This is a genomic window from Oryzihumus leptocrescens (assembly GCF_006716205.1).
Classification (GTDB): domain Bacteria; phylum Actinomycetota; class Actinomycetes; order Actinomycetales; family Dermatophilaceae; genus Oryzihumus; species Oryzihumus leptocrescens.
Map to the genome: position 1 here is coordinate 1,807,899 of NZ_VFOQ01000001.1, position 12,063 is coordinate 1,819,961.

The 12,063-nt window shown below is 72.8% G+C and carries 13 protein-coding genes and 1 pseudogene; 4 read left to right on the plus strand and 10 right to left on the minus strand.

Annotation, left to right across the window (positions count from 1 at the left end; translation table 11 throughout):
• The first annotated feature begins 47 nt into the window (after positions 1-47).
• On the plus strand, positions 48-509 hold the full coding sequence (locus FB474_RS08475) for a pyridoxamine 5'-phosphate oxidase family protein (protein WP_141788250.1): 462 nt from the start codon (positions 48-50) through the stop codon (positions 507-509).
• A gap of 3 nt (positions 510-512) precedes the next feature.
• Here FB474_RS08475 and FB474_RS08480 read toward each other — a convergent pair.
• A pseudogene (locus tag FB474_RS08480) lies at positions 513-1,121 on the minus strand (transporter substrate-binding domain-containing protein); the annotation flags it as partial.
• Positions 1,122-1,959: 838 nt separating this feature from the next.
• Here FB474_RS08480 and FB474_RS08485 point away from each other — a divergent pair.
• Both FB474_RS08485 and FB474_RS20745 read left to right on the plus strand, forming a co-directional pair.
• Complete coding sequence (locus tag FB474_RS08485; protein WP_141788251.1) at positions 1,960-3,024, plus strand: tyrosine-type recombinase/integrase; 1,065 nt, start codon at positions 1,960-1,962, stop codon at positions 3,022-3,024.
• A 284-nt stretch (positions 3,025-3,308) separates the two neighbouring features.
• Entirely contained in the window at positions 3,309-4,487 is a 1,179-nt protein-coding gene (locus tag FB474_RS20745; protein ID WP_185746097.1) for a GH25 family lysozyme, read from the plus strand.
• 37 nt (positions 4,488-4,524) lie between these two features.
• Here the strand turns inward: FB474_RS20745 and FB474_RS08500 are convergent, their stop codons facing one another.
• From FB474_RS08500 to FB474_RS08525, 6 genes are all read right to left on the minus strand, one after another.
• Positions 4,525-5,064: a DUF1697 domain-containing protein gene (locus FB474_RS08500; protein ID WP_141788252.1), complete on the minus strand. Its 540-nt coding sequence runs from the start codon at positions 5,062-5,064 to the stop codon at positions 4,525-4,527.
• Positions 5,065-5,071: 7 nt separating this feature from the next.
• The gene (locus FB474_RS08505; protein WP_141788253.1) at positions 5,072-5,917 is read right to left on the minus strand and encodes an alpha/beta fold hydrolase; all 846 of its coding nucleotides are present in this window, start codon (positions 5,915-5,917) and stop codon (positions 5,072-5,074) included.
• A gap of 27 nt (positions 5,918-5,944) precedes the next feature.
• Complete coding sequence (locus tag FB474_RS08510; protein ID WP_141788254.1) at positions 5,945-6,808, minus strand: PhzF family phenazine biosynthesis protein; 864 nt, start codon at positions 6,806-6,808, stop codon at positions 5,945-5,947.
• A gap of 85 nt (positions 6,809-6,893) precedes the next feature.
• Positions 6,894-7,433, minus strand: coding sequence for a type 1 glutamine amidotransferase domain-containing protein (locus FB474_RS08515; RefSeq protein ID WP_141788255.1), 540 nt, complete (start codon positions 7,431-7,433; stop codon positions 6,894-6,896).
• Positions 7,434-7,541: 108 nt separating this feature from the next.
• On the minus strand, positions 7,542-7,964 hold the full coding sequence (locus FB474_RS21160) for an ArsR/SmtB family transcription factor (protein WP_246092095.1): 423 nt from the start codon (positions 7,962-7,964) through the stop codon (positions 7,542-7,544).
• Positions 7,965-8,002: 38 nt separating this feature from the next.
• Entirely contained in the window at positions 8,003-8,437 is a 435-nt protein-coding gene (locus tag FB474_RS08525; protein WP_141788256.1) for an OsmC family protein, read from the minus strand.
• Between the two features lie 18 nt (positions 8,438-8,455).
• On the opposite strand from FB474_RS08525, the gene FB474_RS08530 reads away from it, so the two are divergent.
• Complete coding sequence (locus tag FB474_RS08530; protein WP_141788257.1) at positions 8,456-9,079, plus strand: histidine phosphatase family protein; 624 nt, start codon at positions 8,456-8,458, stop codon at positions 9,077-9,079.
• Positions 9,080-9,115: 36 nt separating this feature from the next.
• On the opposite strand, the gene FB474_RS08535 is transcribed toward FB474_RS08530, so the two are convergent.
• The 3 genes from FB474_RS08535 to FB474_RS08545 form a co-directional block, all read right to left on the minus strand.
• On the minus strand, positions 9,116-9,778 hold the full coding sequence (locus tag FB474_RS08535; protein ID WP_141788258.1) for an RES domain-containing protein: 663 nt from the start codon (positions 9,776-9,778) through the stop codon (positions 9,116-9,118).
• Positions 9,775-10,362 carry a hypothetical protein gene (locus FB474_RS08540; RefSeq protein WP_141788259.1) on the minus strand — a complete coding sequence of 196 codons (588 nt, stop codon included), beginning with the start codon at positions 10,360-10,362 and terminating at the stop codon, positions 9,775-9,777. The genes FB474_RS08535 and FB474_RS08540 overlap by 4 nt, the downstream gene beginning before the upstream one ends.
• 132 nt (positions 10,363-10,494) lie before the next feature.
• Positions 10,495-11,979: a glutamate-cysteine ligase family protein gene (locus FB474_RS08545; RefSeq protein WP_141788260.1), complete on the minus strand. Its 1,485-nt coding sequence runs from the start codon at positions 11,977-11,979 to the stop codon at positions 10,495-10,497.
• Between the last annotated feature and the right edge of the window lie 84 nt (positions 11,980-12,063).

Sequence of the window (12,063 nt, forward strand, 5' to 3'; positions counted from 1 at the left end):
GGAGGATGCGGGGGAGCCGCACCCGGCGGCCAGTCAGGAGGGCCGCGATGACCACACCACCTGCCCGCAGCACCGCTGAGCGTGTGCGCGACACCATCGCGCGGCTGGAGCAGGACGTGGACGCCTGGGTGGCCACCGCGCACCCGGGTGACGGCACGCCATACCTCGTGCCGTTGTCGTTCCTCTGGGACGGGCGGTCCCTGCTGTTCGCGACGCCGGCCGCCAGCCCGACGGGACGCAACCTGGCCGACACGGGCCGGGCGCGGGTGGCGCTGGGTGCGACCCGTGACGTGGTGCTCCTCGAGGGTGCTGTGGTGACGCTGGGTCCCGGCGAGGTCAGCGAGGAGCTGGGGGACGCGTTCGCGGCGCGGACCGGGTTCGACCCGCGCGAGCTCACGACGGACTACACGTACTTCCGGGTCACGCCGCGGCGGGTGCAGGCCTGGCGCGAGGAGAACGAGCTGCGCGGCCGGGACCTGATGCGCGACGGGCAGTGGCTGGGGGAGTAGGGGTCAGCGACGCTCCGATGGGGCGACGGCGGCGTCGTGCTGCCCAGCCCGGGCCAGGGCCTCGGCGACGAAACCGCTGGCCTTGAGCTCCTCGACCAGGTCGTGCAGGAACGCGACGGTCTCGGGGCGCCGGCTCGTGGTCGTGCCCACCGCCTGCCGGATCTGCATGAAGCGGTCCTCGAGCAGCCGGACGTCGGGGTGGGCGGCGACGAAGGATGTCATCGGCTGCCGGATGCCGGCGGCGACCTCCAGGCCCTCCGTGCGGAACACCGCCACCCCTTCCACGCCGCGCACGACGGACGCGTGGGTGAGGGTGCGGGTGAGGAACAGGTCGTAGGCGGACCCGCGCTTGACGCCGATGCGGACACCTGTTCGATCCACGTCGGCGAGGGCACGAACGGGGGAGTCGAGCGGGACCGCGAAGACGCCTTCGATGACGACGTACGGGGCGGTGAAGGCCACCTCGGCCTCGCGGGCCGGGTCGATGGCCAGGAAGCACACGTCAGCCAGCCCGGAGGTCATCGCCTCGAACGAGCGGCGGGCCGCGTCGAAGCAGAGGAGCGCCAGGGGGACCTGCAGTCGCGCGGCGAGCTCTCGGGCGAGGTCGACGGTGACACCGGCGGGTGCCTACGGAGTGCCGTGGGCGAGGACCGGGTTGCCGAGGTTGATCGAGGCGCGCAGGGTGCCGGTGGGTGCCAGGTCGTCGGTGATCGCCGCCGTCACGGGAGTCATGGCCGCGGAGCGTACGCGAGGGCGGGGCACAGTCTGCGTGAACGCGCCGTCATCAGGTGCGTCAGGCCGGCGGTCAGGTCTCACAGCCGGACGGGCGAGCATCACCGCATCGAACGGAGGAGTGCCCTCACCACGTGAAATGACATAATGTCGATTATCGGCGTTACGGGTTGAGCGCCGGGACGGACGAGGGGGCGGGAACACGACCCGCCTGCATGACTGCTAGACCGCCTGTCCACGCGAAGCATGGCCACCGGACGACTCCTGGTGAGTCGTGCGGCTGGCCAGCTGCGGCAGACGACTGGCACCGACCTGGGCGCGCACCGACAGCTGTTGGTGTCCATGGATGACGCGGCGGATGAGCCGCATGATGCGACCGGCGAGCTGGCAGCCGGGACGACGCCGACCGGGACGACGCCGTGGGTCGAGATGCAGCCAGGTGGCTCGTCACGCGCCACGGCATCGGCGCAACGTGTGGTGTCAGGCGCAGGGCGCGGACACGCAGCCACGGCGGCGCACCGGGCCGACAGCCGGCGGCATCGGCCAGCCGGGCCGGACACCAGACACCGGTCGGCCCACCTCCTCCGGGATGCCGCAGGCCTGTCAGTGCCTCGTGGCAGGCTGTCGGGTCTGGAAGCGCAAATGGGACCAAACGCAGGAAAGTGGTCTTACTTGTGCGTGTAATGTGTCATACACGAACAAATGGTACATTCCAGCCATGGCCTCCCCCGCATCCCTGACTCGCGTCACGGTCCGTGACGCCGTGCTCCAGTACCAGGAGTCCCTCGAGCGCCGGGTCATGCGCTCGGAGATGAGCCCCACGAGCCTGCACGCCTACACCCGCGACCTCGCCGAGTTCGTGGCCCTCCTCGGCCCCGACACGGTCCTCGACGACGTCGAGGGCGACGACATCGAGGTGGCCCTCACCCGCCTGGCCAAGGCTCCCGACCGCCGCTTCACCAAGGGCGTGAAGATGGGCCAGGACGGCAGCCAGCCACAGGGCCGCGGCCCGCACGCCCGGGCTCGCTGGTTCACCGCGGTCCGCGGGCTGTTCCGCTGGGCGACCGACCGCGGATACGTCCAGGTCGACCCGACGCTCAAGCTCAGCCCGCCACGCACCCCCAAGCGCGCGTCCGGTGCACGCCTGGGCCTGCAGGCGGGCGAGGCGCGCACGTTGCGGGCCGCACCGTCGACCAAGGCGGTCGACCACCCCCGGGCCAACCAGAGCCTGACCCTGCGCGACGAGGCGATCCTGCGGCTGCTGATCGAGTCCGGGCCACGCGTCTCCGAGCTGTGCGGCGCCAACCGCACCGACATCCGGATGCACGAGGAGACCGACCGCCCGGTGCTGCGGGTGCATGGCAAGGGCGGCAAGGACCGTGACCTGCCGCTGACGCGGCGCACCGTCGAGGCGATCAACGCCTACCTCGAGCAGGGGCGCCCCTCTCCCCCGGCGGTGACCGACCCGGCCGACACGGCCCGCAGCACCAGGGTGGCCGACGCCGAGCGCGCCCTGTTCGTCACCGTCCGGGGGTGGCGGATGGCTCCCCGCGACGTGCAGTACCTCATCCAGCGCTACACCCGCGCCAAGCTCGACCGCCGGGCCACGCCCCACGCGCTGCGACACACCGCGCTGACGATCCTGGCCCGTTCCGGGGTGGACATCGCCACCGTCGCCCAGATCGCCGGCCACGCCAACTTGTCGACCACCTCCATCTACATGGACGAGTCGATGTCCGCAGCGGCCGACGCCGTGGACCACTCCCCCATGGCCGACGACTAGCGGGCAGCTGCCGACCCCGGGCGCGGCGTGTGCTGCGGCGTCTATGCCGCTCTTGTCCGCTTCGCCCGTATCTGGATCACACCAAAGGCAGGCACAGGTCGGGGAAAGGTCAGCATTTGGTCAGGTTTGGCCACCCCGTTCCGACCCGGCACCTACCGTCATGGGGGTCGGAGCATCCCGCCCACCAGGGCGCCCGTGGTGCTCCTCCCACCAGGCGAGCGGTCCAGCAGCGGTGCCGTGAGAGCTTGCGCAGAACAAGCAGGAACAAGGGGATCCAGCCAACCATGTCAAGACCTCTACTTCGTCGTGCCCGCAACCGGGTCCGGATGCTGCGGCTCGCGGCAGCAACCCTCGCGGCCGTCGGCCTGTCGGGGCCGGCGATCGCCCACGCCCAGGTGATCGGGCCCGACGTCGCCAGCTACCAGCACCCGAGCGGCTTCAGCATCGACTGGGGCGCGGCCAACGCCACCGGCGGTGCCGCGTTCGCCTTCGTCAAGGCCACCGAGGGCACCGGCTACACCAACCCGTACTTCCGCGGGGACTTCGCCGCGGTCCACGCCAGGGGCATGGCCCGAGGCGCCTACCACTTCGCCCGGCCCAGCCTGGCGGGAGGCTCGGCCACCGCCCAGGCCGACTACTTCGTCCGGGTCGCCGGCAAGCTCGGCGCACGCGGCGACCTGCCGCCCGTGCTCGACCTGGAGGTCACCGGCGGCCTCAAGCCGGCCCAGCTCACCGCGTGGGTCTCGACCTGGCTCAAGCGGGTCAAGGCCACCACGGGCCGCACGCCGATGGTCTACGTCTCCCCCTATTTCTGGACCCACTCGATGGGCAACTCCACCGCGTTCCGGTCCTACTACCTGTGGGTGGCCAGCTGGTCGAGCCGGCCCCCGACCGCGCTGCCCGGCGGGTGGAGCCGCTACACGTTCTGGCAGTACACCAACGCCGGCAAGGTCGCCGGCATCAGCGGTCGGGTCGACCTCAGCGCCTTCAACGGGACCGTCGCGGCCCTGTGGGCCCTCGCCAACGGCGCGCCCGCGCCCGTGCCCGCGCCTGCCCCGACGCCCAGCCCGGTCCCGGCACCCGCGCCGGCTCCAGCACCGGTCCCGGCACCAGCGCCGACGCCGGCCCCGGCACCAACGCCGGAGCCGTCGCCCTCCCCCGCGCCGGCTCCGGCACCAGCGCCGAGCCCCTCCTACTCCGAGCTGAGCCGCCTCGACCTGATCCGCGCGCTCTACCAGCAGTCACGGTCGACGCTGGAGCCCGGCGCAAGCGGAGCGGGCGTGGCTGCGGCCCAACAGGTCCTGGGCCTGCCGCGGACCGGCACGTTCACGCCGTCCATGGCGGCGTCCCTGCTGGCGTGGCAGCGCAGCCACGGCGTCCACGCGGCCGGCGTGCTCGACCCGCGGACCTGGTGGGCGATGATCGCGGTGACGCACCGTCAGCACCACCACCGCAACGACTGACGGCCACCGCCCGCCCGGTCCTCCGGGCGGGCGGTGCTCAGCCGCCCCAGCGCTGCACCAGTTCGTCCACGACCTTGACGTCGCGGGTCGTCGCGAGGGCGCCCCCGAGCCGCTCGAGCCTGGCGTTGGTCAGCTTGGCCTCGTGGGCCGGCAGGTTCAGCCACATGACCGCCTCCCGGCCGAGCACCCGCACTCGCTCATGCTCCCTGTCCCACGCGTGCAGGGCCCGCACGGCACCGTCGGTCGGCTCGTCCTTGAAGAAGGACACGTAGCGGCGGGGCTGCCCGGGCAGCGGGGTGTCCAGGCCGGCCAGGGCCGTGCCGAGGGAGCGAAGCTCGGCCGGGGTGCGCACCATCGTGGGCACCTCCAGCTTCCAGCCCTCGCGGAGCACCTCCTCCACGGCCCGCTCGACCCGGGCGGCCGACCGCATCGCGCTCGTCAGGCGCAGGTTGCCGCTCTGTATGTAGCTCTCGACATCGCGGAAACCATTGTCCTGCAATGCATCCCGCAGCTCGGCCATCTTGACCCAGCGCCCACCGACGTTGACGGCGCGCAGGAAGGCAACGTAGGTCGGCACAGCAACCTCAGCCGCGGTCCGTGCCGAAGAACGGGTCGACCGCGGACCGGAAGTCCTCCGGGCGCTCGACCCACGGGTAGTGGCCGGCGCCCTCGATGACCACGGCGCCGCTGCGCGGGAACAGGTCGGCCACCGCGAGCACCGGCTTGAGCCCGGTCAGGGCGTCCCGCTCCCCCGCCAGCACGAGAACCTGGGCGCCACACGAGGCCAGCCGCTCAGCCAACGCCTCCGGCACGGGCGCCGAGAAGAAGGCGCCGGCCGCGTCGAGGTAGAAGTCCCCGACCGCCTCGTGCGCCCGGGCCTGCTCGTCCCACGTCCCCCACGCCAGCGGCGCGATGAGGTGGGCCAGGGCCCGGTGCTCCTGCGGGGTGCTGGCCGCCTCCAGTGCCGGCACCGCCTCCGCGAACGCGGGGAACCACTCCTCGTCGCTGCGGGCCATGACCATCGCCCTGCTGTCGTCCTCGACGTCCACCAGGTAGTCCGCCGGAGGGGTCACGAGGCACAGGCGACGCACGTGCTGGGGGTGCGATGCGGCATACGCGAAGGCGACCCGCGTGCCCGCGCTGTGCGCCAGCAGGTCCTGCTGCCCCCCACCGAGGTGGCGGCGCAGGGCCTCGACGTCGTGGGCGAGCTCTGGCCACGCCATCAGCGGGCCAGCCTCGGCGGACTCGCCGACACCCCGCTGGTGAAGGACGACCAGGGGACGCACCGAGGACAGCCCCGCCAGGTCGCCCAGGTATGCCGGGTGGCGTGCTGCGCCGCCGGCCAGGACGACCAGCGGCTCACCGCAGGCCTCGTCGTCGATCAGGTCGTAGTGCAGGATCGCGCCGTCATGGCTGGTGAAGGTCGGCATGGCCGCAACCTACCGGCGGTCCCCGACTCAGAGAGTGAAATTTCCGGTTCCCACCTGGCGCACCTCGCCGGTCACGAGGATCTGCCCCTCGTCGTCGACCTCCAGGTCGAGCACGGAGGGCCGACCCACCTGCGCGCCCTGGTGGACCACCCGGCGCAGCCTCCGCTCGCCGTGCAGGTGGAACCATCCGCCGAGGTTGGCGCAGGCCGAACCGGTGGCGGGGTCCTCGATCGCGGACGCGCCCTGGGTGAAGAACAGCCTGGCCTCGACCACCTCGTCGTCGACGGGCGCCCAGACGTAGACCAGCGCCTCGTCGCCCAGGCTCGAGGCGTTCGCCCGCAGGAGCCGTGGGTCGGCCGAGGCGGCCCGCACGTCCTCGACGCTGCGCAAGGGCAGGATGAGCTGGGTGACCCCGGTGTTGACGAGCAGTGGCTCCGCCCCGATGGCCTCGACCGGGAGCCCGACCATCGCGGCGAGCCGCTCACGGGTGGCCTGAACCGGTTGCGCCGCAGGGGCTTTCGCCCGCAGGGTCCAGCGGTCACCGACCGCCCTGACCGGGATGTCGCCGGCGGGCACCCGCAGCACGACCTCGTCCCCGGTGCCGAGCAGGTCACGCACCACGTGGGCGGTCCCCAGGGTCGGGTGTCCGGCGAAGGGCATCTCGTAGGTCGGCGTGAAGATCCGCACCTGCGCCGTGGCGCTGTCGTCCCCGGCGGGCAGCACGAACGTCGTCTCGCTGAGGTTCAGCTGCCGGGCCAGCGCCTGCATCTCCTCGGTGCTCAGGCCTCGGGCGTCCTCGAAGACGCACAGCGGGTTGCCGGAGAAGGGGTCGTCGGACCCGGTGGTGAAGACGTTGAGGGTGCGGAAGGAGAACGTGCGGGAGGCGCTCATGCGGCGATCCTGCCAGAGGACCCCGCCGGGACCGGGCCGCTCCCGGCCCCGGTCCCGGTCCCGGCCGGTACGACGTGGGCTCGGGTCAGCCGCCGAGGGCGTCGAGCAGGGCCGCCGAGAACGCCTTGAGGTCGTCGGGGTTGCGGCTGGTGATGAGGTTGCCGTCGACCACCACCTCCTGGTCGACCCACGTGCCGCCCGCGTTGGTGATGTCGGTGCGCAGGCTCGGCCACGAGGTGAGCGTGCGCCCGCCCAGCACCCCCGCCTCGACCAACGTCCACGGCGCGTGGCAGATGGCGGCCACCGGCTTGCCGGAGTCGACGAAGTGGCGCACGAACCCGACGGCGTCCCGGTCGAGTCGCAACGCGTCGGGGTTGGCGACCCCGCCGGGCAGCACGAGGGCGTCGTAGTCGGCGACCGAGGCCTCGCCGACCTGGCGGTCGACCGGGAACGTGTCGGCCTTGTCCAGGTGGTTGAAGGCCTGCACCGAGCCGCCCTTCGGGCTCAGCAGGACGGTGGCGGCGCCGGCGGCGGCAGCGGCTTCCCACGGGTGGGTGAGCTCGACCTGCTCGATGCCTTCGCCGGCGACGAGGAACGCGATGGTCTTGCCGTTGAGATCAGCCATGTCTCGAGCCTGCGCCGCGCAACTGGGCCACGCAACCCGGAGTCAGGTGAGGTCCCGCACGGCGGTTGCGGGACCGTCCCTCCGGGGCGCGTCAGAACTCGCGGGCCCTCACCAGGCGCCGTCCGGCGGCGCCTCGAACACCCGGGACAACGCCCCCATGGCCTCGGGCCGGACGCGGTAGCAGACCCACACGCCGCGCCGGCTGCGCTCGAGCACGCCGGCTTCGTGGAGAACCTTCAGGTGGTGCGAGACCGTCGGCTGGGTCAGGTCGAACTCGGCGGTGAGGTCTGCAACGGTCGCCTGACGCCCCTCCGCGCGGAGCAGGATGCTGACCATCCGCAGCCGGATAGGGTCGGCAATCGCCTTGAGCACGAACGCGATCGCACCGGCGTGGTCCCGGTCGAGGGAGTCCGTGTGCAGCGGTCGACAGGCCGCGATCGGGGTGGCAGGGGCTGGGGCGAGCCGCACCGGGGCGGCTGCAGCGGGCAGCACCGGTTCTGGCTCGGACAGGAACGGTTCTGGCGCAGACACGCGCCATATCGTGACAGAAGGGACGAACTGCCGCCCGGTCAGGCGTCGCCGGCCAGGCTCCACGACACCGGGGTGCCGAGCTCGACGGTCCGAGAGACGGTGCACAACCGGTCGTGCGAGCGCGCGGCAGCGTCGGGCAGGCGCTCCCGGGCGGCGTCCCCCGACTCCCCCTCGGGGAAGGTGACGTGGAAGGTCAGCGTGATGTCCTGAAGGCGGTTGCCCCCGGCGTCGCGCACCTTCTCGGCGCCCACGACGAGCTCGAAGCGCTCGGGCTCGGCCAGCCGGGACGTGAGCGCGTCGACGTCGAGTGCGGTGCACCCGCCGATCGCCGCCAGCAGCAGCTCCACCGGGGTGAAGCCGCCCTCCTCGCCCGTGCCGAAGGTGAGCTCTCCCCCACGCGCGTTCGTGGCGACCAGCTCGCCCTCCCCGGTGCGGCGCAGGGACACGGACCGGTGCTGCTCCTGGGAAGCCATGGCCTCTAGCCTGCCAGAGTGACTGCTGCCCACGACCCGTCATCCGGCTCGCTGTTCCTCGTACGTCATGGCCAGACCGAGTGGGCCCGCGCCGGCCGGCACACCGGGCTGACCGACGTCCCGCTCACCCCCGAGGGCGAGGCCGGCGCCAAGGCCCTGGCCACGCTGCTCGACGGCCGGCGGTTCGCCCTGGCCCTGAGCTCCCCCCTGCAGCGGGCCCGGCGCACGGCCGACCTCGCCGGGCTGACCGGGGTCCAGGTCGACGACCGCCTGGTCGAGTGGGACTACGGCGGCTACGAGGGGCTGACCACCGCCGAGATCCGCGAGCGCCTGGGCCGGCCGTGGAACGTCTTCGACGACGGCGTCCCCGCCGGTGACACCCCCGGGGAGACCCTGGAGGCACTGGCCGCCCGGACCCGCGCGGTCCTGGACCGGGTGCGTCCGGCGCTCGCCGAGGGCGACGTGGTCCTCGTCGGGCACGGCCACTGCCTGCGGGTGCTGGCGACCGTGTGGTTGCGCCAGGAGCCCCGGATGGCCGCGCAGCTCATCCTGCACGCCGGTTCCCTCAGCGAGCTCGGCTGGGAGCGCGAGACCCCGGCCATCGTGTCGTGGAACCGCACCCCGGACACCCCCGAGCGCTAGTCACCGGTTGCGGCGCCGCGCCAGAATCGTTGGCACTCAGGCCTTCTGGCCCCGGGTGCGGGTGCCGGGCGGTCGCACCACGGTGAGGTCGCCACGGTGCGGCGCGGGCATCGGGTGGGGCCCTCCGGGGACGTCGACGGCCGGAACGGGTGTCGGGTCGCTCGGCCATTCCCGGGCCCCCGCCTCGTCGAACAGGGCGACCGAGGACGCCGCTCCCGGGGTGAACCGCGGTCCGTAGCGCACGCCCTCCATCGCGGCGTCGGCGAGCGCGCGCGCCCAGGCCTGCGGCACGGCATACGGGACCATCGTCTCCAGCTCGCGGGTGACGCCGAACTCGGCGGCTCGGGCCACCCGCAGGTTGGCCAGCCGCCGCGCGACCGGGACCCCCAGGCGGGAGACGACGACCCCCTCCAGCAGGGACACCGGCACGTAGGGCACGCCACCCAGCACCGCCCCGAGGCGCTCGCGCACGGCGACGGCCGGGTCGGTGGCGAGGTAGCAGGTGCCCCGCGGCGCGGGCAGGTCGAACCGGCCCCCGCCGTCATGGCTGAACCACCACGGCCCGTTGGCCGCCAGGTGCGCACGGCACAGCACCGTCCGCGGCTCGAGCCGGTATGCCGGGAACCCGGCCAGCGCGGTCTGCGGCACCTGCTGTGCCACGACCTCGCGCGAGCGGGGGCCGGGGGTGCCTGCGCTCATGCGACCCAGGACTGGGCGTCGGCGGTGGCCACCTCGACCACCCGCTGCACCGCGGCCGCCGAGGACCGGTGCAGCACGAGGAAGTCCACGGCGCTGTGCCCCTCGAACGCCTCCGAGGCGGTGGTCAGCCACAGCGCCACCGCCCAGCCGTCGACGCCGCGGCGGGTGAACTCCCCCACCGCCTCGAAGACCCCCGGGCGCACCTGACCGTCCCGGCCGAACTGCAGGGAGGGGTAGAGCAGGTGCCCGTCGGCGGTGCGGCAGGCCAGCAGCGTGCCCCGGCGGACCCGGTCGGCCACCGCCTGGCGGCTCACGCCGAGCCAGGTGACCAGGCCGGCGGTGTCGTAGAACGGGCCGAGGGACTCGTCGTAGGGGTGGCGCGTGGGCAGGGCGGCGACCATGCGCTCGGCGAACTCCTCGACGTCGCCGAGATCGGCCAGGGACCGGCCCTGAGCGGCCAGCACCGAGCCGCGCTCGGCGATGAGCCGCTCGACCTGGGCGAGCAGCCGGCGCTCGAACGCGGGGTCGGCGGGCCGATCCGCGGCGTCGGTGTCGGTGCGACGGCGGCCGGTGTGGGTGTCCATGTGTGCCTCCCTGTCCCTCACCACTGTCCCCCTTCGCGTCAAGGGCGTCAAGGGGACGAGGTCAGGTGAAGGGTAGCCCGACCGGCCGACATACGCCGGGAACGGTTGCTGCGAGCGCCTTTCCGGGACCGGTCAGTCAGGGAGCTTCCACGTGTGGACCGGCTCGTTGCTGTGCATGTTGCCGACGTAGCGCTCGAGCATGCGGCGCAGGGCTGTGGCGCGGTCGGCCCCGCGCTCCTCCAGCCGCCGAACGCAGGCGACCTGCCACGACGCGCCGTTGAGGCCCGAGGTGCAGCGCCCCTCGATGACCCCGAGGTAGCGGTCGCGCACCGCCTGGGAGACGCCCCAGCGCTCCAGCCCGGTGTGCGCGAGCGGCAGCAGGTGGCGCAGCACCAGCTCGTCGACCGGCACCTCGCCGTAGCCGGGCCAGTACAGCCGCGCGTCCAGCCCCTTCTGGGCGCACGTCCGGAAGTTCTCCTCGGCTGCGGGGAAGCTCATCTTGGTCCACACCGGCCGGTCCTCCTCGGCCAGCATCTTGACCACGCCGTAGTAGAACGCGGCGTTGGCGAGGATGTCGACGATGGACGGGCCGGCGGGCAGCGCGCGGTTCTCCACCCGCAGGTGGGGCATCCCGTCGACCAGGTCGTAGACCGGCCGGTTCCACCGGTAGACGGTGCCGTTGTGCAGCCGCAGCTCCGCGAGCGCCGGCGCCTCCCCGGCCTCGAGCCTGGCGACCGGGTCCTCGTCGGTGGTCTCCGGCAGCAGCGCCGGGTAGTAGCGCACGTTCTCCTCGAACAGGTCGAAGATCGAGGTGATCCAGCGCTCGCCGAAGAACACCCGCGGCCTGACCCCCTGGTTCTTCAGCTCGATCGAGCGGGTGTCGGTGGCCTGGGCGAACAGCTCCACGCGGGTCTCGGCCCACAGCTGCTTGCCGAAGAAGTACGGCGAGTTGGCCCCGACCGCGACCTGCGGTGCCACCAGGGCCTGGGCGGCGTTCCAGTGCGCGGCGAAGTCGTGCGGCGCGACCTGCAGGTGCAGCTGCACCGAGGTGCAGGCCGACTCGGGCGCGATGGAGTCGGCGTAGGTGGCCAGCCGCTCCCCGGAGGGCCCCTCGATGTCGATGAACATGTCCTCCCCGCGGGCGTTGAAGATCGCCTCGTTGAGCGCGGTGTAGCGGGGGTTGATGCTCATCCACTCGGTGGTGAAGTGCTCCGGGGTCAGCGTCGGCAGGATCCCGATGGCCACGGTGTGGGCCCCGACCTCGTTGGCCCGGGACTCGGCCCGGTTGAGGCTCTCGCGCAGGTGCTCCTCCAGCTCCAGCGCCGCGTCGCCGGGCAGTGGCCGGGGGCTGACGTTGAACTCGATGTTGTACTGCCCGAGCTCGGTCTGGTAGCCGGGGTCGGCGATCTTCTCCAGCACGTCCGCGTTGCCCATCCGGGGCAGGTAGTCGGAGTCGACCAGGTTGAGCTCGATCTCCATTCCGGTCATCGGCCGGTCGAACTCGAAGTGGCTCGTGGCGAGCATCCGCTCGAAGACGTCGAGGTTCTGCTGGACCTTCTCGCGGTACCGCTGCCGCTGCTCCCGCGTGTAGCCCGTGCCGCTGACCTCAGCTCCCATGGTGTCCTCCCTGGGCGAGTCGTCCCCTGAGCGTGACCCAACCACACCGGCGAGCGCCCTGCCAGATGGCGGCAGGGGGCCGCA